The sequence below is a fragment of the Actinomadura sp. GTD37 genome (genome assembly GCF_041951365.1).
Taxonomy (GTDB): domain Bacteria; phylum Actinomycetota; class Actinomycetes; order Streptosporangiales; family Streptosporangiaceae; genus Spirillospora.
The window spans coordinates 261,159-286,143 of sequence record NZ_JBGNUS010000004.1; the positions used below are offsets into that span (position 1 = coordinate 261,159).

The 24,985-nt window shown below is 73.4% G+C and carries 21 protein-coding genes and 1 pseudogene; 10 read left to right on the plus strand and 12 right to left on the minus strand.

Annotated elements, in window-relative coordinates:
- Nucleotides 1-77: 77 nt before the first annotated feature.
- A complete protein-coding gene (locus ACA511_RS22860) occupies nt 78-1,184 on the minus strand; it encodes a hypothetical protein (protein ID WP_375026605.1) in 1,107 nt (368 codons plus the stop codon).
- Nucleotides 1,185-1,347: 163 nt separating this feature from the next.
- Between ACA511_RS22860 and hemG the strand changes: the two genes are divergently transcribed.
- Together hemG and hemQ are read left to right on the plus strand one after the other, a co-directional pair.
- Nucleotides 1,348-2,829, plus strand: coding sequence for a protoporphyrinogen oxidase (gene hemG / locus ACA511_RS22865; protein WP_375026606.1), 1,482 nt, complete (start codon nt 1,348-1,350; stop codon nt 2,827-2,829).
- Nucleotides 2,786-3,484: a hydrogen peroxide-dependent heme synthase gene (gene hemQ, locus ACA511_RS22870; RefSeq protein WP_375026607.1), complete on the plus strand. Its 699-nt coding sequence runs from the start codon at nt 2,786-2,788 to the stop codon at nt 3,482-3,484. The genes hemG and hemQ overlap by 44 nt, the downstream gene beginning before the upstream one ends.
- Nucleotides 3,485-3,634: 150 nt before the next feature.
- Here the strand turns inward: hemQ and ACA511_RS22875 are convergent, their stop codons facing one another.
- Together ACA511_RS22875 and msrB are read right to left on the minus strand one after the other, a co-directional pair.
- Entirely contained in the window at nt 3,635-4,291 is a 657-nt protein-coding gene (locus ACA511_RS22875; protein ID WP_375026608.1) for a TIGR04222 domain-containing membrane protein, read from the minus strand.
- Nucleotides 4,292-4,350: 59 nt separating this feature from the next.
- The gene (msrB, locus tag ACA511_RS22880) at nt 4,351-4,752 is read right to left on the minus strand and encodes a peptide-methionine (R)-S-oxide reductase MsrB (protein ID WP_375026609.1); all 402 of its coding nucleotides are present in this window, start codon (nt 4,750-4,752) and stop codon (nt 4,351-4,353) included.
- Between the two features lie 65 nt (nt 4,753-4,817).
- On the opposite strand from msrB, the gene ACA511_RS22885 reads away from it, so the two are divergent.
- A complete protein-coding gene (locus ACA511_RS22885) occupies nt 4,818-5,903 on the plus strand; it encodes a DNA polymerase domain-containing protein (protein WP_375026610.1) in 1,086 nt (361 codons plus the stop codon).
- A gap of 60 nt (nt 5,904-5,963) precedes the next feature.
- On the opposite strand, the gene ACA511_RS22890 is transcribed toward ACA511_RS22885, so the two are convergent.
- Nucleotides 5,964-7,904: a Xaa-Pro dipeptidyl-peptidase gene (locus tag ACA511_RS22890; protein ID WP_375026611.1), complete on the minus strand. Its 1,941-nt coding sequence runs from the start codon at nt 7,902-7,904 to the stop codon at nt 5,964-5,966.
- Between the two features lie 244 nt (nt 7,905-8,148).
- Between ACA511_RS22890 and ACA511_RS22895 the strand changes: the two genes are divergently transcribed.
- Nucleotides 8,149-8,343 carry a DUF4236 domain-containing protein gene (locus ACA511_RS22895; protein ID WP_375026612.1) on the plus strand — a complete coding sequence of 65 codons (195 nt, stop codon included), beginning with the start codon at nt 8,149-8,151 and terminating at the stop codon, nt 8,341-8,343.
- 38 nt (nt 8,344-8,381) lie between these two features.
- On the opposite strand, the gene ACA511_RS22900 is transcribed toward ACA511_RS22895, so the two are convergent.
- Nucleotides 8,382-10,706, minus strand: a complete 2,325-nt coding sequence (locus tag ACA511_RS22900; protein WP_375026613.1) for a HelD family protein — start codon at nt 10,704-10,706, stop codon at nt 8,382-8,384.
- A 273-nt stretch (nt 10,707-10,979) separates the two neighbouring features.
- Here ACA511_RS22900 and ACA511_RS22905 point away from each other — a divergent pair, with 273 nt between their 5' ends.
- Nucleotides 10,980-12,668 (plus strand): alkaline phosphatase D family protein, encoded by a 1,689-nt coding sequence (locus ACA511_RS22905; protein ID WP_375026614.1) that lies wholly within the window; start codon nt 10,980-10,982, stop codon nt 12,666-12,668.
- A 54-nt stretch (nt 12,669-12,722) separates the two neighbouring features.
- Here ACA511_RS22905 and ACA511_RS22910 read toward each other — a convergent pair whose 3' ends face one another.
- On the minus strand, nt 12,723-13,814 hold the full coding sequence (locus tag ACA511_RS22910; RefSeq protein ID WP_375026615.1) for an ATP-dependent DNA ligase: 1,092 nt from the start codon (nt 13,812-13,814) through the stop codon (nt 12,723-12,725).
- A gap of 65 nt (nt 13,815-13,879) precedes the next feature.
- Here ACA511_RS22910 and ACA511_RS22915 point away from each other — a divergent pair, with 65 nt between their 5' ends.
- Nucleotides 13,880-14,578, plus strand: coding sequence for a dihydrofolate reductase family protein (locus ACA511_RS22915; protein WP_375026616.1), 699 nt, complete (start codon nt 13,880-13,882; stop codon nt 14,576-14,578).
- On the opposite strand, the gene ACA511_RS22920 is transcribed toward ACA511_RS22915, so the two are convergent.
- Nucleotides 14,560-15,279, minus strand: coding sequence for a pyrimidine reductase family protein (locus ACA511_RS22920; RefSeq protein ID WP_375026617.1), 720 nt, complete (start codon nt 15,277-15,279; stop codon nt 14,560-14,562). The two genes, ACA511_RS22915 and ACA511_RS22920, sit on opposite strands and share 19 nt — an antisense overlap.
- Nucleotides 15,280-15,426: 147 nt before the next feature.
- Between ACA511_RS22920 and ACA511_RS22925 the strand changes: the two genes are divergently transcribed.
- Nucleotides 15,427-15,828, plus strand: a complete 402-nt coding sequence (locus ACA511_RS22925) for a hypothetical protein (RefSeq protein ID WP_375026618.1) — start codon at nt 15,427-15,429, stop codon at nt 15,826-15,828.
- Nucleotides 15,829-15,855: 27 nt separating this feature from the next.
- On the opposite strand, the gene glgX is transcribed toward ACA511_RS22925, so the two are convergent.
- The 4 genes from glgX to ACA511_RS22945 form a co-directional block, all read right to left on the minus strand.
- Complete coding sequence (gene glgX, locus ACA511_RS22930; protein ID WP_375026619.1) at nt 15,856-17,946, minus strand: glycogen debranching protein GlgX; 2,091 nt, start codon at nt 17,944-17,946, stop codon at nt 15,856-15,858.
- Between the two features lie 118 nt (nt 17,947-18,064).
- The gene (locus tag ACA511_RS22935) at nt 18,065-18,649 is read right to left on the minus strand and encodes a GNAT family N-acetyltransferase (RefSeq protein WP_375026620.1); all 585 of its coding nucleotides are present in this window, start codon (nt 18,647-18,649) and stop codon (nt 18,065-18,067) included.
- Nucleotides 18,650-18,686: 37 nt separating this feature from the next.
- Nucleotides 18,687-19,235, minus strand: a complete 549-nt coding sequence (locus ACA511_RS22940) for a DUF4262 domain-containing protein (RefSeq protein WP_375026621.1) — start codon at nt 19,233-19,235, stop codon at nt 18,687-18,689.
- Nucleotides 19,236-19,296: 61 nt separating this feature from the next.
- Entirely contained in the window at nt 19,297-20,154 is an 858-nt protein-coding gene (locus tag ACA511_RS22945) for a hypothetical protein (RefSeq protein ID WP_375026622.1), read from the minus strand.
- A 121-nt stretch (nt 20,155-20,275) separates the two neighbouring features.
- On the opposite strand from ACA511_RS22945, the pseudogene ACA511_RS22950 reads away from it, so the two are divergent.
- The 3 genes and pseudogenes from ACA511_RS22950 (at nt 20,276) to ACA511_RS22960 (ending at nt 23,714) form a co-directional block, all read left to right on the plus strand.
- Nucleotides 20,276-20,944 (plus strand): annotated as a pseudogene (locus tag ACA511_RS22950) (SAM-dependent methyltransferase).
- A gap of 153 nt (nt 20,945-21,097) precedes the next feature.
- The gene (locus ACA511_RS22955) at nt 21,098-22,609 is read left to right on the plus strand and encodes an MFS transporter (RefSeq protein ID WP_375026623.1); all 1,512 of its coding nucleotides are present in this window, start codon (nt 21,098-21,100) and stop codon (nt 22,607-22,609) included.
- A gap of 94 nt (nt 22,610-22,703) precedes the next feature.
- Nucleotides 22,704-23,714 carry a zinc-binding dehydrogenase gene (locus ACA511_RS22960; protein ID WP_375026624.1) on the plus strand — a complete coding sequence of 337 codons (1,011 nt, stop codon included), beginning with the start codon at nt 22,704-22,706 and terminating at the stop codon, nt 23,712-23,714.
- 130 nt (nt 23,715-23,844) lie between these two features.
- On the opposite strand, the gene ACA511_RS22965 is transcribed toward ACA511_RS22960, so the two are convergent.
- Complete coding sequence (locus tag ACA511_RS22965) at nt 23,845-24,912, minus strand: hypothetical protein (RefSeq protein ID WP_375026625.1); 1,068 nt, start codon at nt 24,910-24,912, stop codon at nt 23,845-23,847.
- Nucleotides 24,913-24,985 lie beyond the last annotated feature (73 nt).

The following is a 24,985-nucleotide window of genomic DNA, read 5'->3' on the forward strand; positions in this document are numbered from 1 at the left end:
GGGGCACTCCGACCACGGCCCGGCCCCTGCACGGACCGTGATCGCGAGCCGCCGCCGCGCCCGATCACGTCGCGGCGTCAGCCGTCGGTGAGCAGGGCGGGGCCGCCGATGTTCACGGACCCGAGCGTCCACAGGGCGCCGGTTCCGGGGACGACGGCCAGCTCGGTCGCGTAGATGTTGCTCCGGTTCGGGACGGCGGTGGTCGGGACGCGCTCCCACGTCCCGCCGCTGTAGCGGAGCAGGCCGGGCTTCGCGGGCTCGTCGAGCAGGTGGCCGAGGGCCCACAGCGTCCCGTCCCCGCCCTTGACGATCCGGGTGAGCGCGTTGAGGCCGGGCGGCGGGGTGACGCTGTTCCACGCGGCGCCGTCCCAGCGCACCAGGAGGGGCGCGGCCGGGGACGTGCGGTAGCTGGTGCCGACGGCCCACGCCTCGGTGGGGGAGACGGCCACCATGTCGGTGATGCCGGTGATGCCCTCGGGCGGCTGGTTCACCGGGACCTGCGTCCAGGAGCTCCCGTCCCAGTGGTGCGCCTCCAGCGTCCGGTCGTACTGGCCGGGCGTGCTGAGGACCCAGATGTCGTCGTCGGCCCGGATGGTGGACTGGCGCAGGTAGACGCTCGGGAGGGTGGTGACGTACGTCCAGGTGTCGCCCGTCCGGCGGTAGACGCCGCTGTCGACGGTCACCCAGACGCCGTCCGCGCCCGCCTGGACGGTCAGGGTCCGGGAGGCGGACGGCAGGGCGACCTCGTCGAACCGCGAGCCGGTGAAGTGGCCCAGGTAGGGGCCGCCCGCCCCGGCGGTCCCGTCGCCGAGCCTGGTGCCGCCGATCCACACGTCCTCGGGGCCGACGGCGTCGACGTCGGTGACCGACGCGTGGTTGGGCAGGTTCTGGAGGTCGTACTCCACCCAGCGCCCGTTCTTCCAGCGCCGGACGACGGGGTTGCCGGCGACCGTCTGGCCCGTCCCCGGGATGGGGCCGGGGATGACCACCTCGCCCTGGAGCCCGGCGATCCAGACGCTGTCGGGCGAGGCGGCGTCGACGTCGTAGAGGTAGTTGTTCGGCCAGAAGAACGGCAGGGACACCGGCTTGAAGTCGCCGCGGGTCGCGGCGGAGGCCGGCGACGCGAGCCCGGCGGCGAGCAGGAGCGCCGCTGCGGCGGCGAGTGGAGTCTTCCAGGAGGTCATGCCCGCCAGTATCTACTGGCACAGTGCTTCGGATCTTGTCACATCGGCGACAAAATCCGGGCCGGGCCGGGTCCGGGGGCAGGGGCCGTCCTGCGGATGTGACACTCGCCGCTCCGGCCGCCCCGGTGCGCGATCCGGCGGAACGTCTGGAAGGCTGGAGGGCATGACCACGTCCCATGCCGTCGTCGTCGGGGGCGGCATCGCGGGCCTCGCCGCCGCCCGCGTGCTCGCCCGGGACGGCGTGCGGGTCACCGTACTCGAAGGCTCCCCGGAGATCGGCGGCAAGCTGCGGGTCGGCGAGATCGCCGGCGTCCCCGTGGACGAGGGCGCCGAGTCGATGCTCGCCCGCCGCCCCGAGGGCATGGACCTCGTGCGCGACCTCGGCCGCTCCGCCGACCTCGTGCATCCCGGCACCACGTCCTCGGCGATCTTCAGCCGCGGCGCGCTGCGCACGATCCCGGCCGGCCAGGTCATGGGCGTCCCGTCCGACCTGAAGGCCCTCGCCGCGTCGCAGGTGCTGTCGCCGGCCGGGCTCGCCCGCGTCCCGCTCGACCTGGTGATGCCGGAGACGCCGCGCGGCGGGGACGTGTCCGTCGCCGACTTCATCGGCGCCCGCGTCGGCCGCGAGGTCGTCGACCGGCTCGTCGAGCCGCTGCTCGGCGGCGTGTACGCGGGCCGGGTCGAGCTGCTGTCGTTTGACTCGACGCTGCCCGCCGTCGCCGCCGCCGCGCGCGGCCACCGCTCGCTGATCAGCGCCGTCCAGGGCGTCCGGGACGCCGCGCCCAAGGACGCCGGCCCCGTGTTCGCCACCCTCCCGGACGGCCTGGGCACGCTCCCGCACCTGGTCGCCGCCGACATCGCCGCCGCCGGCGGGACGGTCCGGACCGGCGCGACGGTCCGCGTGCTGCGCCGCCGCGAGGACGGCTGGCGGCTCACCGTCGGCTCGACCCGCGACCCCGAGTACCTCGACGCCGACGCCGTGGTGATCGCGGTGCCGGCGGCCCCCGCGTCCCGGCTGCTCGAGCCGGACGTCCCGGCCGCCGCCCGGGAGCTGGCCGGCATCGAGTACGCCAGCATGGCGATCATCACGCTCGCCTACCGGGACGGCGCGTTCCCCCGCCTGCCCGCGGGCAGCGGCTACCTCGTCCCGGGCGTGGAGAGCGACCCCGAGCGCGGCGGCCGCGGGGTCAAGGCCGTCACGTTCAGCTCGGTGAAATGGCCGCACCTGCGCGACCGCGACCCCGGCGTCATCGCGGTGCGCTGCTCCATCGGGCGGTTCGGCGAGGAGCGGACGCTCCAGCGCCCCGACGAGGAGCTGGTCGCCGCCGCCATGGCCGAGCTCGCCGCGACGTGCGGCGCCCGGGAGCTGCCCGCCGAGACGCGGGTGACCCGCTGGGGCGGCGGCCTCCCGCAGTACAACGTGGGCCACGCCGACCGCGTGGCCAGGGTCCGGGCCGCGGTCGCCGGTGCGCCGGGGCTCGCCGTCGCGGGCGCCGCCTACGACGGTCTCGGCATCCCCGCGTGCATCGCCTCGGCGCGCGCGGCGGCGAGCCGGGTGCTGGACCATCTGCGCAGCCGAGGCAGTCGAGAAGGAGCAGAACATGACCGAGCCGGCGGGCAAGCCGAAGGCACGCGAACTCAATAACGTCATCCGCTACACGATGTGGTCGGTCTTCCGCGTCGCGAAGCCCGGCACGCTCGGCGAGCAGGACGCCGCCGAGGTGCAGGACCTCCTCGACCAGGCCGGCCAGAAGGACGTCACCACCCGCGGCGCCTACGACGTCGCCGGGCTGCGCGCGGACGCCGACTACATGTTCTGGTGGCACGCGCCCACGTCCGACGACCTCCAGGAGGTCTACACCCGGTTCCGCCGGACGGCCCTGGGCCGCGCCAGCGAGCCGGTCTGGTCGCAGATGGCGCTGCACCGCCCCGCGGAGTTCAACAAGAGCCACATCCCCGCGTTCCTCGCCGACGAGCAGCCGCGCGACTACGTGTGCGTGTACCCGTTCGTCCGGTCGTACGAGTGGTACCTGCTGCCGGACGAGGAGCGCCGCGCGATGCTCGCCGAGCACGGCAAGATGGCGCGCGACTACCCCGACGTCCGGGCCAACACCGTGTCGTCGTTCGCGCTCGGCGACTACGAGTGGATGCTGGCGTTCGAGGCCGACGAGCTGCACCGCATCGTCGACCTGATGCGCCATCTGCGCGGCGCGAGGGCGCGGGTGCACACCCGCGAGGAGGTCCCGTTCTACACCGGCCGCCGCAAGCCGGTCGCCGAACTGGTCGCGAACCTGGCCTGATCCGCCCGGGGGCGGGCCGGATCGGCAGTGGAGGACGGCGTCGGCGACGAGCCCCCGCGTCTTCGTCCACGGCGGGAGCGACGACGACGGCGGCGTCGTCCTCGCCGACGAGCGGAGCGACAAGGACGACTGCGAGGTCGGCGAGACTCCCTAGTACCCGGCGCCGTCGCCGCCTCCGAAGTCGCCGCCGTCGCCGTCGGCCCCGCTGCGGTACCCGCCGCCAGTGCCGCCGTGGCCGCGGCCGCGTCCCCGGCCGTGCGGGAGGTCGATCGGCTTCGGGTCGTCGGCCTCCAGGATCTCCCGCATCCGGGCGTCCTCGACGCCGGCGGGCCCGAGTACCGCGACCCGCTCGGGCCGCGACCCGCCCAGCTCCTCGGCGATCGCCCGGCGGAGCGCCCTGCCCTGGCGGGTGGGGCGGAGCCGCAGCCGCGCGCCGCGCATCAGCCCGACCTCGCGCATGGCGTCGGCGACGGCGAGCACCTCCGGCGAGGCGGCGACCGCCGCGATGACCTGCCCGAGCGGGCGGCCCACGGCGGGGATCTCGTCGAGGACGGCGGCCTGCACGGGGTCGTCCTCCGGGTCGGCGGGCCCGTGCGGCACGGCCTCGATCCGGCGGGTGGCGCGGGAGATCCGGACGCGGCGCCGCTCGTGGAGCATGAACACCGCGACCTGGACGACCCGCGTCGGCCCGCCGAACAGCAGAGCGGTCGTGTAGTGGTCGAACTCGTCGGGTTCGGGCGTGTCGGAGTAGGGCCCGTTGGAGTAGGGCCCGTCAGAGTAGGGCGCGCCGGAATCGGACTCGCTCATGGAGACCCCCTGGCCGTGAGCCGTCGTCCGTGGGACGCCCGAGCGTCCTCCCCGGTTGCCTACTCGGCGGGTTCGAGGGTCAGCGAGACGGAGTTGATGCAGTACCGGTCGTCGGTCGGGGTGCTGTAGCCCTCGCCGTGGAACACGTGCCCCAGGTGCGAGTCGCACACCGCGCACCGCACCTCCGTGCGGACCGTGCCGAAGGAGCGGTCCTCGATCAGGGTGACCTTGTCGGATTCGGACGGCTCGTAGAACGACGGCCAGCCGCAGTGGCTCTCGAACTTCGTCTCCGACCGGAACAGCTCGGTGCCGCAGGCGCGGCACCGGTACACGCCGACCGTCTCGGTGTCGGTGTACTCGCCGGTGAACGGCTTCTCCGTGCCCGCCTCGCGCAGCACGCGGAACTCCTCGGGGCTGAGCTGCGCCCGCCACTCGTCCTCGCTCTTGCGGATCTTCTCCATGCCTCCGAAAATACCCGGCGGGGACGTTCCGGCGGACTGTCGTACACGTGGGTTAACGTGCAGTCATGGCCTCGCCCTACATCGAGATCCCGGTCGGGGATCGGCTCGTCAAGGTGACCAACCCCGACAAGGTCTACTTCCCGGAGCACGGCTACACCAAGCGGCAGCTGGTGGAGTACTACCTGGCCGTCGCGGACGGCATCCTCCGCGCGACCCGCGACCGTCCGACGACGCTGGAGCGCTGGCCCGCCGGGGTGTTCGAGGGCGCCAAGATGGCCACCCGGGAGGACTACGCGCGCGGCCAGGCCGGCATGGGCGCGGGCAGGTCCGACGCGTTCTACCAGAAACGCGTCCCGAAGGGCGCGCCCGACTGGGTGCGGACGGCCCGCATCGCCTTCCCGAGCGGCCGCTTCGCCGACGAGGTCTGCCCGACCGAGCCCGCCGTGATCGCGTGGGCCGCGAACCTCGGCACCCTCACCTTCCACCCGTGGCCCGTCCGGGAGGGCGACGTCGACCACCCGGACGAGCTGCGCATCGACCTCGACCCGCAGCCCGGCACGGGCTTCGCCGACGCCGTCCGGGTGGCCCTCGGCCCGGCCCGCGACCTGCTGTCCGAGCTGGGCTTCACGGGGTACGTCAAGACGTCCGGCAAGGGCGGGGTGCACATCTACGTCCGCATCGAGCCCCGCTGGACGTTCACCGAGGTCCGCCGGGCCGCCCTGGCCTTCGGCCGCGAGGTGGAGCGCCGCGTCCCCGCCGAGGTCACGACCAAGTGGTGGAAGGAGGAGCGGGGCGAGCAGATCTTCGTCGACTTCAACCAGAACGCCCGCGACCGGACGATCGCGTCGGCCTACAGCGTCCGCCCCGCCCCGCACGCCCCGGTCTCCGCGCCCGTCACCTGGGACGAGCTGCCCGGCGTCGACCCGCGCGACTTCACCATCGCCACGATGCCCGCCCGCTTCGCCGAGCTGGGCGACCTCCACGCGTCCATCGACGACGAGTCGTTCTCCCTGGAGGCCCTGCTCGACATGGCCGACCGCGACGAGAAGGACCACGGGCTCGGCGACATGCCGTATCCGCCCAACTACCCGAAGATGCCGGGCGAGCCCAAGCGCGTCCAGCCCAGCAAGGACACCGACAACCAGTCCTGACCGCCGTCCGGGCGGGCCCGCCGCCCGGGAGCGGGCGGCGGGCGGCGGGCCTGCCGCGGGTCAGTAGAGCTCGCGCTCCTGGACGGGAAGGGTCACCTCGGCCGGGCCGCGCCAGGTGGTGGCGGGGCGCGGCGGGGCGATCATGGCGGCCGGGTCGTCCTCGGCGGCGGCCACCGGGACGGTGACGGAGCTGCCGCGCAGGTCGAGGGTGACCTGGGCGCCGGTGGGGGTCTCGGCGTTGTAGTCGGCGTCCGTCCCGGCGAGGACGAGGGCCAGGCGGTGGCCCTTCTTCAGCAGGTACTCCTGGCTGAGCGTCTCCCAGCCGACGGTGTAGTAGCGGCCCGGCTCCAGCGGCCTGGGGCGGCTCAGGGAGCGGGCGTTCTGGGCGTCGAGCCAGCCGCGGGCGACCACGTTCACCGGCGACGTGACCGTCGTGACCTCGGTCCGCTTGTAGCAGGCGTCGTCGGCGGGCGTGCTCTCACCGTGGCAGTCCTCGGTGCCGAGGGTGCGGATGCCGGAGCCGGAGCCGAGGTAGTCGACGCGGGTGTCCTCGCCGTAGTCGACGAGCAGCGCCGTGAGGTTGGCCGTGGGCCGGTCGAGTCTGATCTTCAGACGGGCGTCGGGGGTGCCGGAGAGGCGGCCGGTCCGCGGCAGCGGCGCGGAGACGAACGCCGTCCGGTACGGCCGGGCCGCCGTCGGGTCGGCGACCATCGCGCTCTCGGCGTAGCCCTGGCCGCGCGGGCCGGGGGCGTCGGTGAACGCCGCCGTCGTGCCGCGGGGCGCGCGGTCCAGGCCGAGGGTTCCGCCGGCGCCGGGGCGCAGGACGATGCCGCGGGCGTCGCGCGCGGGCCAGTCCGGCTGGGTGATCCACTGGTCGGGGCCGATCTCGATGTCGGCGCGCGGCTCCCGCGTGATGCCGTTCGGGATCTTCTGCAGCTCGTGGTCGAACCAGCGGTGCAGGGTGGCCGCCCACGCGTCGCGGCGGGTGTCGAACGGGTCGACGTGGCCGCGCTGCGTCAGCCAGACCTTGCGCTCCACGCCGCGCCGGGCGAGGGCCTGCCACCACTCGGCGAACTGGTCGTCCTTGACGTTCAGGTCGTTGACGCCGTGCGCGGCGAAGATGCTCGCGCGGACGCGGGACGCGCGGGCGATCGTCCCGTCCCGGTAGTCGGCGGTCTTCCAGTACGCGTTGTAGTTGCCGGTGGCGTCGTCCTCGCCCTCGTCCAGGCCGGCGTTGACGGCCGCGCACTTCTCCGGCGGGTCGGTGTCGACGTAGGAGGCGAGCCACGGCTGCTCGTCGTCGGTGTACTTGACGCCGTTCATGCGGCTGTAGTCGTACCAGCTGCTGATCGCCGAGATCGGGACGATGGTCTCCAGCCCCTCGACGCCGGTCGCGGCGACGCCGTTGGCGAGCGTCCCGTCGTAGGACTTGCCGATCATGCCGGTGCGGCCGGTCGTCCACGTCGCCCGCACCGGGTCGCCGTCCGGCCCGTACGCCTTCGCCCGGCCGTTGAGCCAGTCGACCACGGCCTTGCCGCCGAGGACGTCGGTGGGCCCGCCGCTGACCGGGCAGCCGTCGGAGCGGGTCGTCCCGACCATGTCCACGGCCAGGAACGCGTACCCGCGCGGGACGAAGTAGTTGTCGTAGTACAGCGGGAACTTCACCGGGTTCCCGCCGGCGTCGTAGGTCTTGAGCTCGCTCTCGTTGCCGCGCCCGGCGTTGTCGTAGTACGGGCTCTCGTCCATGATCACCGGCACTTTGAGGCCGTGCTCGGTCTCCTTGGGCCGGATGATGTCGACGTTGACCCGGTCCTTCCTGCCGTCGCGGTCGCTGTCCACGCTCGACTCGACGTAGACGTGCTCGCGGATCGCGTCCTCGTAGGAGAAGACCGGCTGGGTCACACCGTCCTTCACCACGATCTTCGGGGACGGCCGGGCCAGCGCGGTGGCGCCGCCGCCCGCGCCGGCGAGCGCGGCGCCGGTCAGCGCGGCCACCGTCATCGTCCGCCGGGTCCGTCTCAGGGATCGCCTGGCCAACCCGCACCTCCGGGGCTGAGGAATGATCTCTACGGGGGCACACGCTCCTCGCCCCGGGACGTCCGGTAAAGGGCGGCGCACGACGAACTCGGACCGTATTTGGTCACCTCCTGCCCTTGCGGCCGGCGGCCCGTCCGAAACCATGATCTCGGTCTGTCCGGGAAGGGCGGCGGGGATGCCGGCCGCGTTCAGGGGCATCCCCGTCCGCATGGGTTGGAGCTATCGGAAAGCGATCCGGATGGGACCGTTCCGCATCAATCTGTCGAAGAAGGGGGTCGGGCACAGCGTCGGCGCTCGCGGCGCCCGCTACACCCGCTCGGCCGACGGGCGCCGCCAGGTCACGTTCCGCATCCCCGGGACGGGCCTGTCCTGGCGGCGGCCGCTCGGCCGGCGCCGCGACTAGCGCCTCGCGCGGTTCACCGCGGCCAGACCCTCGCGGTCCTACTCCAGGGACGCTAGGAGGGGCGGGAGGTCGTTGTTGTGGAGGATGGTGAGGCGGCGGGTGGGGCGGGTCATGGCGACGTAGAGGTCCTGGCCGCCCTTGGGGGATTCGGCCAGGATGCCGGACGGGTCCACGACGATGACCGCGTCGAACTCCAGGCCCTTCGCCTCCTCGGTGGTGAGGACGACGACGGGGGAGTCGAGCGCCTCGGGGGTCGCGCCGGCGGCGGCGTCCGGGAGGGCGTTCAGGACGGCGGCGTGGCGGGCTCCGGAGGCGATGACGGCGAGGCGGCCCTCGGCGGAGGCGTGGTCGGTGATGAGGGCGAGTTCGGACTTGACGAGCGCCGGGAGCTCGGTGACCGGTAGGGCCACCGCGGTGGGCGGCGGTCCGTCGTCGCGGACGGGCTCGGGTGGTGTCTGGCCCGGGTCGACGGCGGCGAGGACGCCGGCGGCGACCCGCATGATGGCGGCCGACGTGCGGTAGTTGACCAGCAGGCGCTGCTCCCGCCAGCGGCCCGGGACGTAGCGGTCGAGCATCTGGCCCCAGGTGGCGGCGCCCGCGGCGCTGCCGGTCTGCGCGATGTCGCCGACGACGGTGAGGGAGCGGGTGGGGATGCGGCGCATCACCGTCCGCCAGGCCATCTCGGAGAGTTCCTGCGCCTCGTCCACGATCACGTGGCCGTACACCCATTCGCGGTCGGCGAGGGCGCGCTGCGCGGTGGTGAGGGGCGGGCCGCCGTCGTGGTGGCGTTCGGCCAGCTCGCCCGCGGAGATCACGTCGCGTGCGGAGAGCAGGTTCGTGGTGCCCGCGGACTCGATGACCTCGCGGGCGTAGCGCTCCTCCTCGGCGCGGGCGGCGTCGGCGGCGCGCTGCCGGACCCGGTCGGCGGAGTCGTCCCTGCCCAGGTGCTCGGCGGCCTCGTCGAGGAGGGGGGCGTCGGAGACCGTCCACGGGGAGCCCGCCGGACGGTGCAGGGGCGCGCAGTCGAGGCCGCCCCGGGCGCTGAGGCGGGCGAGGGCGTCGGGGGAGGCGTAGAGGTCGGTCAGGAACTGCTGCGGGGTCAGCTCGGGCCAGAGTTCGTTGAGTGCCTTGCGGACGGCCGGGTCCTGCCAGAGGGCCTCCTTGGCAAGGCGGAGGTCGGTCTCGTCCAGGAGGGGTTCGTCTTCGGCCTCGTCGATGAGTTCCTGGAGCCAGCCGGGGAGCCCGCCGGATTTCGCCATCTCCTCCAGGGGCTCGTCCATGATGCGGTCGTACTGCTCGGCCCGGTTGACGGCGAGGGCTTCGAGCATGTCGTGGACGAAGCGGCGCCGCTGGACGTTGTGGGGGAGACGCAGCGCGCGGGCGCGATCGCGGATCTGTGCGCACTGCTCGCCGTCGACAGTGAGGGTGAGACCCTCCACGTCGATGTGGAGGCCGTCCGAGGGCGCCTGCTGCCGTTCGTGGATGGCCGCCAGCACGAGGTCGGCCATGCGGATGTCGCCCTTGATGACGGCGACCTCGGGCGTCTCGCGCGCGGTCGCCTTGAGGCCGGGATAGAGCTCGCCGACCGTCGCCAGAGCGACGTCCGTCTCGCCCAGGCCGGGAAGGACCTGCTCGATGTAGCGGAGGAACGTGGCGTTCGGGCCGACGACGAGCACTCCGCGCCGTTCGAGGACGTCCCGGTGCGTGTAGAGCAGGTACGCGGCGCGGTGCAGGGCGGCGACAGTCTTCCCGGTGCCGGGGCCGCCCTGGACGACGAGCACGCCTTGCAGGCCCGAGCGGATGACCTGGTCCTGCTCCTCCTGGATGGTCGCGACCACGTCGCTCATCCGGCCCGTCCGGCCGCGGCGCAGGGTGGCGAGCAGCGCGGCCTCGCCGACGATGGCGCGGCGCTCCGACTCGTCCAGGCCCTCCAGGTCGAAGACCTCGTCGTCCAGCCGGACGACCTCGCGGTGCCGCAGGTGCAGGTGGCGGCGGCGCGCGAGGGTGCCGGGCGCGCCGGGCGTGGCGGTGTAGAACGGCCGGGCCGCGGCGGCGCGCCAGTCGATCAGGAGGGGCTCGTGGTCCTCGTCGCGCAGGCCGATGCGGCCGATGTAGAACGTGTCGCCGGGGCCGCCGGCGTCGGAGCGGTGGTCGATGCGGCCGAAGCACAGGGCGTGCTCGACGCCGCTGAGGACGGCGACCCGGCGGGCGGCCTCGTCGGTCGCGACGGCGCTCTCGACCCGCGCCTGGAACGCGGCGCCGCCGCCCGCCGCCGGGCCCTCGCGCAGCGCGGCCTCGGCCTTCGCCCACTCGGCGTCGAGCCGGGCGTACACGCGGGACACGTGCGCCTGCTCGGTGCGCATCGGCGTGGAATCTTCGCGGTCGGGGTTGACAGCGTCCGCTTGACGGAGTCCCATGCTTCGGCTACACTCCTATTTATAGGATTGGGTTTTCTGTGCGCAACTTCTAAGTTGGCTAGCCTAGCATCCTTCCCGCCGCGCTGCATGATCTTCAAGTGCCGCCCAAAAGATCGTTTCTGTTGCGGCGCACGTCATCCGCGCGGTGCCCATCGGTCACCGATCTTCGTGAGGCTGTCCGGCGATCAATGCCGGATCCCCTCCGAAAGGTCGCTCCTCATGGCCGACTCCGCCCACCCGCTGAACCGGCGCGCGTTCCTCGTCACGAGCGGTCTCGCCACCGCCACCGTCGCCGCCACCACCGTCCTGCCCGGGACCGCGCACGCCGCTCCGGGCCAGAAGTCCCGCGACCTGCCCGGCGACCCGTTCACGCTCGGCGTCGCGTCCGGCGACCCCGATCCGGACGGGTTCGTCCTCTGGACCCGGCTGGCCCTGAACCCCCTCGCCGAGGACGGTCTCGGCGGCATGCCGGCCCGCACCGTCCCCGTCCGCTGGGAGGTCGCGTCCGACGAGCGCTTCCACCGGATCGTGCGGCGCGGCACCGCCGCCGCCCGCCCCCAGTCCGCCCACTCCGTCCACATCGAGCTGAACGGCCTGCGCCCCGGCCGCGAGTACTGGTACCGGTTCCGCGCCGGCACGCACATCTCCCCGGTCGGACGGACCCGCACCGCCCCGCACCCGGCCACCTACGGCCCCACCCTCGCGATGGCGTTCGTCAGCTGCAGCCAGTTCGAACACGGCTATTTCACGGCGTATCGGCGGCTCGCCGAAGAGAACCCCGACCTCGTCCTGCACCTGGGCGACTACCAGTACGAGTACAAGAAGGGCGTCTACACCATCCCCGGCGGCAACGTCCGCGACCACGAGGGGCCCGAGACGGTCACGCTGGCGGACTACCGGCTGCGGCACGCCCAGTACAAGTCCGACCGCGACCTCCAGGCCGCGCACGAGGCCGCGCCGTGGCTCGTCGTGTTCGACGACCACGAGGTGGAGAACAACTGGGCGGACGACATCCCCGAGGCCGACTCCGACTCCCCGTCCTACGAGGCGTTCCGCGCCCGCCGCGCCGCCGCGTTCCAGGCGTACTACGAGAACATGCCGCTGCGCCGGCGCTCGGTCCCGAAGGGGCCGGACATGCAGATCTACCGGCGCGTCCAGTGGGGCCGCCTCGCCGGCTTCCACATGCTCGACACGCGGCAGTTCCGCGACGACCAGGGCTGCGGCGACGGCTACAAGGACTGCCCCGAGGCCGCCGACCCGAAGCGCTCCATCACCGGCAACGCGCAGGAGGCGTGGCTGCTGGACGGGTTCCGCCGCTCCCGCGCCCGCTGGGACGTCCTCGGCCAGCAGGTGTTCTTCGCCCAGCGCGACAACACCGCCGGCCCCGTCAAGAAGACCTCGATGGACGCCTGGGACGGCTACGTCGCGTCCCGCGACCGGATCACCAAGGGCTGGCTGGACGCCGGGGTCCGCAACCCGGTCGTGCTCACCGGCGACGTCCACGCCCACTGGGCGAGCGACCTGAAGGCCGACTACGACGACCCCGGCTCCAGGACGGTCGGGACGGAGCTGGTGTGCACGTCCATCACCAGCACCGGCGACGGCAAGGACTCCGACCCCGCCGACCACCCGTACCTCGCGATCAACCCGCACCTGCGCTTCTACAACAACCAGCGGGGCTACGTGATGACGAGGATCGGCAAGGACGAGATGAAGGCCGACTTCAAGACGCTGCCGACCGTCCGGACATCGGGCGCCGAGATCTCCACCAAGGCGACCTTCGTCGTCGAGGACCGCGTCCCCGGCGTCCACCAGACCTACCTGCGCCCGTTCGCGCAGGCGAAGATGTCGGCGCAGTCGGAGCGCGACCTGATCCAGCAGACCATCGCCAACGAGACCCAGCCCTGACCCGCCGCCGAGGAGTGCCGGGCGCGGCACGCCGCCGCGCCCGGCCCCGGGCCCTCAGCGGTCGACCCGCGCCTTCGTCGCCCCGCCGCTGAAGATGTCGCTCAGGTCATAGGCCACGGGCACTTCGAGCTGCTCGTACGTGCAGGACTCCGGCGTGCGGTCGGGGCGCCAGTTGCGGAAGCGGGCGGTGTGCCGGAAGCGGTCGCCCTCCATCGCCTCGTACGCCACCTCCACCACCAGGTCGGGACGCAGCGGCACCCAGCTGAGGTCCTTCTTGCCCGTCCAGCGGGAGACGGCGCCCGGCATCCGGCCGACGGTCGCCTCGCTCTGGTTCGCCCACTCGGCCCACGGATGCTCGGCGAGGTTCTCCAGCCGGTAGGGCTGCAGCTCCTCGACCAATTCGGCGCGGCGCTTCATCGTGAACGAGGCCGCGACCCCGACATGCTGGAGGTTGCCCGCCGAGTTGTAGAGCCCGAGCAGCAGCGACCCCACGATGGGGCCCGACTTGTGCCAGCGGAAGCCCGCCACCACGCAGTCGGCGGTGCGCTCGTGCTTGACCTTGAACAGGACGCGCTTGTCGGGCTCGTACACGGTGTCGCGCGGCTTGGCGATCACGCCGTCCAGCCCGGCGCCCTCGAACTCGTCGAACCAGCGCAGCGCCAGCTCGTAGGAGTCGGACGCGGGCGTCACGTGGATCGGCGCCTTCACTCCCGCGAGGGTGTCGACGAGCCGCCGCCGCCGTTCGCCGAGCGGCGCCTCCAGCAGCGACTCGTCGCCGACCGCCAGCAGGTCGAACGCCACGAACGACGCGGGCGTCTCCTCCGACAGCAGCTTGATCCGCGACGCGGCGGGGTGGATGCGCTGCTGGAGGCCGTCGAAGTCGAGGCGCGTCCCCTTCGGCAGGACGATCTCGCCGTCCACCACGCACCGCTCGGGCAGCTCGCGCCGCACCGCCTCGACCAGCTCGGGGAAGTAGCGGGTGAGCGGCTTCTCGCCGCGGCTGGACAGCTCCACCTCGTCGCCGTCGCGGAACACGATGCAGCGGAAGCCGTCCCATTTCGGCTCGTACAGCAGGTCGCCCTGGGGCATGGTCTTGACCGCCTTGGCCAGCATCGGCGGCAGCGGCGGGCTGATCGGCAGGTCCATCCCCCCATCTTGCGCCCCGGCACCGACAGAACACCATCCCGGGGGTGTCGGATAACGTGCAGGTCATGCGCCGTCTGCTGCCCGAGCCCGCCACCGGCGCCGACCCGTACGAGGCGTACGCCGACCAGCCCGCGCTGCGGCTCGGCATGGTCATGAGCGTGGACGGTTCCGCCACCGACGCCGAGGGCTGGACGGACGGGCTCGGCGGCGACGCCGACTTCCGCGTCCTCCGGGCGCTGCGCGCGCTGACCGACGCCATCCTGGTGGGCGCGGGCACGGTCCGCACGGGACGTCTCGGCCCCGCCCGCCTGCGCCGCGATCTGCGCGCGCGCCGCGGCGGCCCGCCCGCCCCCATCGTCGTGGTGAGCCGCTCCCTCGACCTCGACTGGACCCTCCCGCTGTTCACCGAGGCAGAGACACCGACCATCGTGGTGACGTCGCAGAACAACCGGAAGAACGTGCCCGGCGGCATCGAGGTGGTCGCAGAAGGCGAAGACGACATCGACCTCCCCGCCGCCATCACGAGCCTCCGAGAAGACCTCGGTTACGAGCACCTCCTCTGCGAAGGAGGCCCCGCCCTGGCGGCCGCGCTGATCCGCGCGTCCCTCGTCGACGAACTCTGCCTCAACATCGCCCCGGCGCTTCTGGGAGGCCCCCGCCACACCCGCCTCCTGGACGGTCTCGACGCCGAGGTGCCGCTCCACCCCACCGCCCTCTACATCGACGAGGGCGTGCTGTTCGTCCGCTACCGGTTGAGGGTGTAGCGCAGGAAGAGGAACTCCTCGTCCTGCAAGGCGTGGGCGAGCGTCATCTCCGGAGGGACGGGCGCCGGCGGCCCGTTCAGGATCCGCGCGGGGTTCCCGGCGAGCAGCATCGGGCTCAGCGTGAGGCACAGTTCGTCCAGCAGCCCGGCCGCCACCACCTCCGCGAGGACGCCCGGACCGCCCTCGCAGAGGAGGCGCCGGTGGCCGCGAGCCGCGAGTTCGCCGACCGCGGCCGTGAAGTCGAGCGAGTCGTGCCCGGCGACGATGACGTCCGCGCGTTCCCGCGCGGCCTTCAGCCGGACCGGGTCGGCGGCCGCGGGGGCCAGCACGATCGTCGGGACCTCCGCCGCGGTGAAGATCGGCGCGTCGAAGTCGAGGTCGAGCGTCCGGGAGACGATCGCGATCGGCGGCACGGGCGGCCGGCCCTCCCGGACGCCGCCCCAGCCCGCGCTGGGCCTGACCGGCCCGTAGCCCTCGGCCCGCACGGTGCCCGCCCCGACGACCACCACGTCGGCGAGCCCGCGCAGCAGCAGGAACAGGCGCCGGTCGGCGGCGTTGCCGAGGCCGCCGCTGCGCTCGTCGCGCTGCGCCGCGCCGTCGAGGCTGGCGACCATGTTGGCCCGCACCCAGGTGGCGCCGGCCGGGTAGGCGTAGCGCTCGGCGAGATCGACCTCGCCGGGCTCCGGAGAGAGGGTCCGCATAGGTCTTTCACGCTACTGCACGCCCCGCTCGACCGGCCGGATGACAACCGGTGGGCCAATCTGTACGAATCCGTCATGGCGGGAGCGCCGGGGGGTGACACTTGCCTCGGGGGACGGGGAGGACCACCGCACGGAAGGGAGCGGGGGGTGGAGGTCGCGGCATTGGTCGCGTGGGTGCTGGCCGCCGGGGCGGGCGGCTACCTGCTGGTCGTCTGGATGCTGAACGGGGGACGTTCCACGAAGGTGACGCGGTTCCCGATCCTGGTCGTGGTCGGGCACCCGCTGGCGGCCGCCGGCGGCCTCGCCATCTGGATCGCCTACCTGGTCACCGGGGACGCGGCGTTCGCGTGGACCGCGTTCGCGGCCCTGCTGGTCGTCGTCCTCCAGGGGTTCATGCTGTTCACCCGCTGGCTCGTCGGGCGCGGCGGCAGGCACGCCCGCGGCGCGGAGCAGGCGTTCCCCGCCGCCGCGGTCGCCGTCCACGGCGCGGTGGCGGTCACCACGGTCGTCCTGGTCTTCCTGACCGCCATCCAGGTCACCCGCGCCTGACCCCGACCACCGGGGCGGGCCCGCGGGCTAGCAGCGCCTCAGCACGAGGAGGGCGCGGTCGGTCAGGGGGACGACGTCGCGCGCCTTGAGGCGGGGCCGTTCGCCGACCGTGCCCGGTTCGGCCGTGTCGAGGGTGAGCTCCCAGCGCTCGCCGTACTCGGCGCCGGGGAGGGTGAACTCGACCGGCTCCGATCCGGCGTTGACCAGCAGGAGGAACGAGTCGTCGCTGACGCGGCGCCCGCGCGGGTCGGGCTCGGTGATGGCGTCGCCGTTGAGGAACACGCCGAGGGACTTGGCGAATCCGACGTTCCAGTCCTGGTCGGTCATGCTCTCGCCGGCCGGGGTGAGCCAGGCGATGTCGGCGGCGGCGCCGCTGCCCCGCCCGGTGAAGAAGCGGCGGCGGCGGAACACCGGGTGGTCGTGCCGCAGCCGCGACAGGATCCGGACGAACTCCATGTCGTCGGAGTCCTCCCAGTGGACCCAGGCGATCTCGTTGTCCTGGCAGTAGGCGTTGTTGTTGCCCTGCTGCGTGCGGCCCAGCTCGTCGCCGTGGGAGAGCATCGGCACGCCCTGCGACAGGAACAGCGTGGCGAGGAAGTTGCGGCGCTGCCGGGCCCGCAGGCCGAGGACGGCCGGGTCGCGGGTGGGGCCCTCCGCGCCGCAGTTCCAGGAGCGGTTGTCGTCGGTGCCGTCCCGGTTGTCCTCCCCGTTCGCCTCGTTGCGCTTGTGGTCGTAGGAGACCAGGTCGGTCAGGGTGAACCCGTCGTGGCAGGTCACGAAGTTGATGGACGCGAACGGCCGCCGCGCGCTGTGCTCGTACAGGTCGGACGAGCCGGTCAGCCGGGACGCGAACTCCGGCATCGTCGCGTACGAGCCGCGCCAGAAGTCGCGGACGGTGTCGCGGTACTTGCCGTTCCACTCCGTCCACAGGGGCGGGAAGTTGCCGACCTGGTAGCCGCCCTCGCCGACGTCCCACGGCTCGGCGATGAGCTTCACCTGGGAGACGACCGGGTCCTGCTGGACGAGGTCGAAGAACGCGGCGAGCCGGTCGACGTCGTGCAGCTCGCGGGCGAGCGCGGAGGCGAGGTCGAACCGGAACCCGTCGACGTGCATCTCCAGGATCCAGTAGCGCAGCGAGTCCATGATGAGCTGGAGCGCGTGCGGGTTGCGGACGTTCAGCGAGTTGCCGCACCCGGTGTAGTCGAGGTGGTAGCGCTTGTCGTCGTCGCGCAGCCGGTAGTACGAGGCGTTGTCGATGCCGCGGAACGACAGCGTCGGCCCGAGGTGGTCGCCCTCGGCGGTGTGGTTGTAGACGACGTCCAGGATGACCTCGATGCCCGCCTCGTGCAGGGCGCGGACCATCGCCTTGAACTCCAGCACCTGCTCCCCGTACTGCCCGGACGAGCTGTAGGAGTTGTGCGGCGCGAAGAACCCGATCGTGTTGTAGCCCCAGTAGTTGTCGAGGCCGCGCGCCACCAGCGAGTGCTCGGGGACCGACTGGTGCACCGGCATCAGCTCCACGGCGGTCACGCCGAGGTCGAGCAGGTGGTCGATCATCACCGGGTGCGCGAGGCCCGCGTAGGTGCCGCGCTGCTCCTCCGGGACGCCGGGGTGCAGCTTCGTCAGGCCCTTCACGTGCGCCTCGTAGATGACGCTCTCGTGGTAGGGGACGCGCGGCGGCCGGTCGTCCGACCAGTCGAAGAACGGGTTGACGACGACGTTCTTCGGCATGTGGGGGGCGCTGTCGTCCTCGTTCAGCGCGTCGGGGTCGTCGAACCGGTAGGAGAACAGCGACTCGTGCCAGCGGACGTCGCCCTCCACGGCCTTGCCGTACGGGTCGAGCAGCAGCTTGGACGGGTTGCAGCGGTGCCCGTCGCGCGGGCTGAACGGCCCGTGCACCCGGTACCCGTAGCGCTGGCCGGGGCCGACGCCGGGCAGGTAGCCGTGCCAGACGAACCCGTCGACCTCGGGCAGCTCCCGCCGCGACTCGCGGCCGTCGGCGTCGAAGAGGCACAGCTCGACACGCCGGGCCACCTCGGAGAACAGCGCGAAGTTCGTCCCCGTGCCGTCCCAGGTGGCGCCCAACGGATAAGGGTCCCCGGGCCAAACCTCCCGCATTCTTTCCCCTCCCGGCCGGTTCGTCCTGGCTCGTCGATTGTCGCCTACCCGCCGTCCGCCCGCCCCCACCCGCGCCGTTCCGGGGGCGGGCTTCGCCCGGCGTCCACCGATCAGGGTGTCATGCCTGCGGCGCGGCGGGCGGGAGCCGCCAGACGGTCTCGTCGCCGCTGGTCTCCCCGGTGGGGCGCAGGCCGATCCTGGACGCGACGGCGGCGGACGCGCGGTTGCCCGGGTGGATCGTCGCCACCACGCTCCCGATCCCGTGGGCGCGGAGCCAGTCCAGCAGGGCGCGGGCGGCCTCGGTGGCGAAGCCGAACCCCTGGTAGGGCATGCCGACGACCCACGCGACGGACGCGACGTGCCGGGGCGGCCCCGGCGTGACCGTCGACCCGGCGGACGGGGGGGTCACGGTGAAGCCGGAGGCCGCGGGCGCGACCGTCGCCTGGACGTAGCCCACGGCCTGCCCGTCCCGGGCGCGGCGGACGATCCAGTTCAGCCAGCCCTCCTGGTGGAACGGCGCCGGGCCCGCGACCAGGTGCGCGTAGCGGGCGCGCAGCTCGCCGAGGGTGGGCGGCTCGCCGCCGATGTAGCGGTGCAGGCGCGGGTCGTCCAGGACGGGGGCCATCTCGTCCGCGTGATGGACCGCCAGCGGCTCCAGGACGAGGCGCTGGGTACGGATGGTCTCGGCGATCGGCCCGTACACCCGCCGATCGTATGCCCCGCCCGCCCGGAAGACCCGGTCAGAGGCGGCGCGTCCAGATGCCCGCGGGGTGCTGCTTCGGGTTGAGCCACAGCCACGGCTGGGTGTGCCGGAACGACAGGTCGGTGCCGGGCTGCCAGGGGAACAGGCCGTCCCGGTTCGGCCACACGACCTGCAGGACCGGCAGCGGCGGGCGCCGGTAGAACGCCACGGCGCCGGGGAACAGCGCGTCGTACCAGTGCGGGTCGGCGTCCCGGAACGCGGCCTGCTGCCCCCGGACGGCGCCGTCGCGGCGCTCGCCGTCCGCCGGGGCGTTCCCCTCGGCGGTCTGCCGGCCGAGCGCGTTGAGGACCTCCTCGGTCTCGTACACGTCGCCGCCGAACATCGCCAGCTCGGGCGCCCGGTGGCTGTGCCACAGGCCGACGGTGTACGCCCAGCCGGGCCCGCCGGCGTCCGGCTGGACGAGGACGACGCTCCACCCGTACTGGGTGATGTGCACGATCGTGCGGAGCTGGAAGTTGTCCAGGCGGTCGCGGTCGCCGTAGTCACTGCAGATCACGCAGGTGCACGAGGGCCGGTCGCCGGACATGACCCTCAGTTTACGATCAATCGGCTCCGCGGCGGTGGCCCGGTGTCCTCCTGCGGCGGCGTCACCAGAACACCCCGGTGTCCCGGGGCCGCGCCTCGTCCCCGGCGGACGGCCGCGGGCGGGCCGGCCGCCGGACGAGCGCGGCCGCGAGCAGCATCGCGGCCGGCAGCCCGAGCGGCACGGCCGCCAGCGGCGCGACGGACGCCGTCCGCAGCGCCGTCCCGCCGAGCAGGCCCGCGACGCCGAGGTTGGCGCCCTGCCGCCCCGCCGCGAGGACGACCGCGAGGACCGCGGCGCCGACGGCGAGCCCGGCCGCCGGGAGCGCCAGGACGCGGCGCCGCACGAAGAACCCGAGCGCGACGCCGAGCGCGCCGAGCGCGGGCAGCGCCATCGCCGCGCACCAGCGCGCGGGCCGCGGCCGCAGCTCGACCGCGAGGACGGGCGCCGGGGCGTCCGCGCGCAGCCGCCAGGCGCGCCGCCCGGTCGGCTCCCCGCCGGCCCGCACCGTGGCCGGCACCGGCGGGACGCGCAGCCGCAGGGCCGTGTCCGCGAAGCCCGCCGCGGTGAGCCGCCGCAGCGCGCCGGACGCGTCGATCCGCAGCGACGCCTTCCGGCCCGGCCGATATGCGCGGCCGATCTCGGCCCGGGAGAACGGAACACCGCGCCCTTTCCAAGTGCGAACACGAACATTTTCGGATTCCGGGAACAATTCCCGCGCTATGCGTCCGGCCAGGGCGCGCGCCTCGGCGTCCGACGCGAGGCGGCCCGCGGCGTGGAGATCGACTTCCGCGCCCCCGTCGTCGAGGACGGAGACGTCCACACGGGCCCGCTGCGGAGGCGGCGCACCGCCCCCGCAGCCGGCGAGGACGGCGAGCGCGAGCAGCGCCGTCGCGAGCGCGGCGAGCCGCCGAATGGACACCGGTTCTCCGTTTGTCGGTCATCGCCAAAACGGCATGTGAATGGCCTATTTTATGCGGGAGAATGCCGGACACGTCCAGCCCGCGCGGGGCATCCTGCGGCCGTGACCGAAAGGGACCCCCATGACCGAATCCGTCGACCCCGCCGCCGTCGACTCCGAGGTCCCGCACGCGGCGCGGATCTGGAACTACTGGATGGGCGGCAAGGACAACTACGAGTCCGACCGCGCCGCCGGCGCCGCCGTCGCGGAGGTGTACCCGCAGATCGTCACCATGGCGCGCCTGTCGCGGCGGTAGTCGCGGATCGTCTACGTCGACAACGACCCCCTCGTCCTGGTGCACGCGCGCGCCTTGCTGGGCAGCACCACCCGCGAGGGCGCCACGACCTACGTCCACGCCGACTACCACGAACCCGACCGGATCCTCGACGGAGCCCGCGAGACGCTCGACTTCGGCGAGCCCATCGCGGTCATGTTCATGGGCGTGCTCGGATACGAGCCCGACCTGGCCGTCGTCCGCGCCATCGTCGGACGGGTGATCGACGCGACGCCGCCCGGCAGCCACCTCGTGCTGTGGGACGGCACCGACACCGGCGCGGAGGTCGTCGAGGGCGCCGAGAAGCTCGTCGAGAGCGGCGGCGTCCCCTACGTCCTGCGCAGCCCCGAGCAGCTCGCCCGCGCCTTCGAGGGCCTGGAGATGGTCGAGCCGGGCCTCGTCCCGATCAGCGAGTGGCGGCTCGACGCCGCCCCCGCCCCCATCGACGCCTACGGCGCCGTGGCCCGCAAGCCCTGACCGCGTCCGCCCGGCGGCGGGCCGCGCCGCCCGGTCGGCGCGCCGGGGGAGGGTTCGCCCGGCGGTTGAGGGTCTGGTGGCCGACCGCCCTGATCAGTGCGCCGCCGGCTGCGGGAAAGTCTCCGGGATCGGTTCAACGTAACACTGGAGGTCATGGATGTCGGAGACAACAAGTCGCAGGTGACAGAGCCTGCCCGCAACGCAGCCTTCGGCAGGGAAGGGAACCCGTCCGCGCGGCGGTGGCTGACGCTCGCCGTGGTGAGCGCCGCTCAACTGCTGGTCGTCCTGGACGGGACGATCGTGAACATCGCGCTGCCGTCGGCGCAGCACGCGCTCGGCATGTCGGACGGGAACCGGCATTGGGCGATCACCGCGTACGCGCTGGCGTTCGGCGGGCTGCTGCTCATCGGCGGCAGGGTCAGCGGCGCGCTCGGCCACCGGCGCGCGTTCCTGCTCGGGCTCGCGGGGTTCGCCGCCTCGTCCGCGCTGGGCGGCGCGGCGGTGGACCCGGCGATGCTGTTCGGCGCGCGGGCGCTGCAGGGGGTGTCCGCCGCGCTGGTCGCGCCGGCCGGGCTCTCGCTGCTGACCATGACCTTCACCGACGCCGCCGAGCGCGGCCGGGCGTTCGGGGTGTTCGCGGCGGTCGGCGCGGCGGGCGCGGCGGTCGGCCTGATCGCCGGCGGCCTGCTGACCCAGTACGCCAGTTGGCGGTGGTGCCTGTACGTCAACGTGCCCGTCGCGCTGCTCGCCGCCGGCGGCGTGGCGGCGGTGCCGCGCGACCGGCCGGTCGGCGGCCGGGGACGGCTGGACGTCGCGGGCGCGCTGCTCAGCCTCGCCGGATTCGCGTCGGTGGTCTACGCGTTCACCCGGGCCGAATCGGTCGGCTGGAGGTCGCCCGAGGTACTGGCGCTGCTGGCCTGCGGGCTGCTGCTGCTGGCGGTGTTCGTCGTCGCCGAGCGCCGCGCCTCTCATCCGCTGCTGCCGATGCGGGTGCTGCTGAACCGGCTCCGCGCCGGGGCGTTCCTGGCCATCACGCTGATGTTCGTCGCGATGTTCGGCTTCTACCTGTTCATGAGCTACTACACCCAGACGGTGCTCGGCTACTCGCCCGTCCAGGCGGGGCTCACACTGATCATCAACGCGCTCGCGGCACTGGCCGGATCCGTGCTCATCGCCGGGAGGCTGCACGGCCGCGTCCCGCCCGCGGCCCTGATCGTGCCGGGCCTGGTCGCCGCCGCGGCCGGGACGCTGCTCCTGACCCGGCTGACGGCCGACACCACCGGCGTCCTCTCCGTCCACCTGGTCCCGGCGCTGGTGCTCACCGGGCTCGGACTCGGCTGCGTCATGCCCCCGACCGCCGGGCTCGCCACGGCGGGCACGCAGGGGCACGACATCGGAGCCGCCTCCGCCGCCTACAACGCCGCTCAGCAGCTGGGCGCCGCCCTGGGCACCGCCCTGTTCAACACGCTGGCGGCCGGCGCCGGCGCGGCCTTTCTCGCCGCCCGTCCGGACGCACCGCCGAACGCTTCCGTCGTGCACGGCTACACCGTCGCCCTGACGGTCGCGTTCGCGATCCTGGTGGCCGCCGCCTGCCTCACCGCCCCGTTGATCATGGCGCGAGGCAGGCGGGAGACCCGCCGTCGAGCCCTCCGTCGACCCGGGTGACCGAGGTGCCGGGCCCGGGGCGGGAATGAAGCCGCGGCGGCCGCTTGTTGATCATCGCCGACCGGTAGTTCCCCGGTGGGAAGAAGGCAGTCTCATGTCCGCGTCGACCACCATGCGCGCCGTCCGGCTCTCCGCCCCGGGCCCCGTGGACAACCTGCGGCTCACCACGCTCCCGCTCCCGCCCGAGCGGGACGGGTGGGTGCGCATCCGCGTTGAGGCGTTCGGCCTCAACCGCTCGGAGCTGAAGCTGCGGCTGGGGGTGAGCGCGGGCGTCAGCTTCCCCCGGGTGCCGGGTATCGAGGCCGCCGGCACCGTCGACGCGGCCCCGGCCGGCAGCGGTCTGGCCCCCGGGCGGAAGGTCGTGGCGATGATGGGGGACATGGGCCGCACCTATGACGGCGGCTATGCCGAATACACCTCGGTGCCGCTGTCCCAGGTCATCCCCGTCGACACCGACCTCCCCTGGGAGGTGCTGGGCGCCCTGCCGGAAATGGTGCAGACCGCCTACGGCTCCCTCACCGTCGGCCTGGACCTGCGGCCCGGGCAAAGCGTGCTGATCCGCGGCGGCACCTCCTCGGTGGGCCTGGCCGCCGCCGCACTGGCCAGATGGCGCGGCGCCACGGTGCTGTCCACCACCCGGCGAGCTGAGCGCCTCGCCTCGCTGAAGCAGCACGGTGTCGACCACCCCCTGCTCGACGCCGGCACGGTCGCGCCCGCCGTGCGCGAGCTGTATCCGGACGGCGTCGACGCCGCCCTCGATCTCGTCGGCACGCCGACGCTGCCCGACACTCTGCGCGCGGTGCGCGTCCACGGCACGGCCTGCTTCGGCGGCAGCCTCTCCAACCAGTGGACGGTGCGGGACTTCTCCCCGAACGAGTACCTGCCGAGGGGCGTGCGCCTGGCGGGCTACTTCGGCGACGCCGGCGACCTGCCGCAGGAGACCTTCCAGGAGATCCTCGACGCGATCGCCGCCGGTCGGCTGTCCTTTCCGGTGGACCGCGTCTACGACGGACTGGAACAGATCCCGCAGGCTCACGACGACATGGAGCACGACCGCGCCACCGGCAAACTCGTCGTCCGCGTCCGGCACCGACACTCCGACTGAGAGTGGCGGCGCGCAGCCGGGCGCACGGCCGAGGAGCGCCTGCATGGGCTCATGAGGGCACGGCCTCACTGCTGGCGTCCCCGGCCGCGGCAACGAGGCCAGGGCACTGACCGGCGATCGTGCGGGGGAGTCACGAGTTCTTGAGTACTGCGGGATCGGATGGGCCTGCCTTGTGGGCGACACCCCAGATGGCGGACGTGCCGGGCATCGCGGTGATGTCGTGCATGGCCAGCCCGGCCGGGAGTGCGGCGGGGTGCCATGTCCCGCCGCTGTAGCGGTAGGGGCTTGGCGCGCCGTCCTGGCTGGAGGCGACCCACGGGGCGCCGTTCCCGTCGACGGCCAGGTCCCCGGCGCTGGTGAGACCGTCCGGCAGGGGGACGACGGTCCAGTCCGCGCCGTTCCAGTGGGTGAGGTACTTGCGTGTGAGGGCCCAGACGTCGTCCGCGCCGACCGGGGCGACCTTGACGAACGAGTCGTCGACGTCCGCCGGGGTGGGGGGCGGCGTGACACTCGTCCAGGCGGATCCGTCGTAGTGGGCGATCGCGGGTGCGGTGCCCTCGCCGGAGTCGCCGTAGCGGCTTCCGACCGCCCACGCGTCCGTCGCGGTGAGGGCTTGCAGGTCGGAGGCGGAGCGCAGCGGAAGGTCGTAGCCGGTCCAGGTCGAGCCGGTGCGCTTGTGCAGCCGGAACGGCGAACCGTCCCCGACGGCGATCTGCGAGACCCACGTGCCCGCGGGCCCGGTGCTGATGACGTCGAGGTCCACCCCGGTCGGCTTGTCCACCTTCTGGAAGGCGGTGCCGTCGAAGCGGGCCAGGTAGTCGCTGCTCCCGGACGGCCCGAACGTCCCGCCGCCGACCCACGTCTCACCGCCCGAGGAGGTGATCGAGCGGATCTGCCCCTGGCCCGTCCACCCCTTGAGGGAGTACTCCGTCCAGGCGGATCCGTTCCACCGCCGCACCACGGGGCTCCCGTTGCTGAAAAGCCCGCATGTGTCGAACCACATGACGCAGTAGGCGCCCTGGGCCCCGCCGATCCAGACGCCGCCCGAATCGTCGGCGGCCACGTCCTGAAGCTCGGCCCTGGGCCACAGGAACGGCAGGGGCACCGAGGTGAAGGCGTCCCCATCGGCGTGCGCCGTCGCCGGCGCGGAGAGGAGGGCGGCGGTCACGGCCACCGCACAAGCGAGTGCTCGCTTCATGCCAGCACTATGACGCACTCCCACGAATATGACCAGTATTCACTGGCAAGATCTCCTGGACGCTCCGCCCCGG

Coding starts and splice junctions, on each gene's coding strand:
- ACA511_RS22910 (WP_375026615.1), bottom strand. CDS start 13,814: ATGGACCTGCCGATCAGCCCGCCGCTGCCGCCGATGCTGGCCAAGGCG.
- ACA511_RS22875 (WP_375026608.1), bottom strand. CDS start 4,291: ATGAGCGAGTCCGATTCCGGCGCGCCCTACTCTGACGGGCCCTACTCC.
- ACA511_RS22965 (WP_375026625.1), bottom strand. CDS start 24,912: ATGAAGCGAGCACTCGCTTGTGCGGTGGCCGTGACCGCCGCCCTCCTC.
- ACA511_RS22890 (WP_375026611.1), bottom strand. CDS start 7,904: ATGACGGTGGCCGCGCTGACCGGCGCCGCGCTCGCCGGCGCGGGCGGC.
- ACA511_RS22905 (WP_375026614.1), top strand. CDS start 10,980: ATGGCCGACTCCGCCCACCCGCTGAACCGGCGCGCGTTCCTCGTCACG.
- ACA511_RS22895 (WP_375026612.1), top strand. CDS start 8,149: ATGGGTTGGAGCTATCGGAAAGCGATCCGGATGGGACCGTTCCGCATC.
- ACA511_RS22940 (WP_375026621.1), bottom strand. CDS start 19,235: ATGTCCGGCGACCGGCCCTCGTGCACCTGCGTGATCTGCAGTGACTAC.
- ACA511_RS22915 (WP_375026616.1), top strand. CDS start 13,880: ATGCGCCGTCTGCTGCCCGAGCCCGCCACCGGCGCCGACCCGTACGAG.
- hemQ (WP_375026607.1), top strand. CDS start 2,786: ATGACCGAGCCGGCGGGCAAGCCGAAGGCACGCGAACTCAATAACGTC.
- ACA511_RS22960 (WP_375026624.1), top strand. CDS start 22,704: ATGTCCGCGTCGACCACCATGCGCGCCGTCCGGCTCTCCGCCCCGGGC.
- ACA511_RS22920 (WP_375026617.1), bottom strand. CDS start 15,279: ATGCGGACCCTCTCTCCGGAGCCCGGCGAGGTCGATCTCGCCGAGCGC.
- ACA511_RS22860 (WP_375026605.1), bottom strand. CDS start 1,184: ATGACCTCCTGGAAGACTCCACTCGCCGCCGCAGCGGCGCTCCTGCTC.
- ACA511_RS22885 (WP_375026610.1), top strand. CDS start 4,818: ATGGCCTCGCCCTACATCGAGATCCCGGTCGGGGATCGGCTCGTCAAG.
- msrB (WP_375026609.1), bottom strand. CDS start 4,752: ATGGAGAAGATCCGCAAGAGCGAGGACGAGTGGCGGGCGCAGCTCAGC.
- hemG (WP_375026606.1), top strand. CDS start 1,348: ATGACCACGTCCCATGCCGTCGTCGTCGGGGGCGGCATCGCGGGCCTC.
- ACA511_RS22900 (WP_375026613.1), bottom strand. CDS start 10,706: ATGCGCACCGAGCAGGCGCACGTGTCCCGCGTGTACGCCCGGCTCGAC.
- glgX (WP_375026619.1), bottom strand. CDS start 17,946: ATGCGGGAGGTTTGGCCCGGGGACCCTTATCCGTTGGGCGCCACCTGG.
- ACA511_RS22955 (WP_375026623.1), top strand. CDS start 21,098: ATGGATGTCGGAGACAACAAGTCGCAGGTGACAGAGCCTGCCCGCAAC.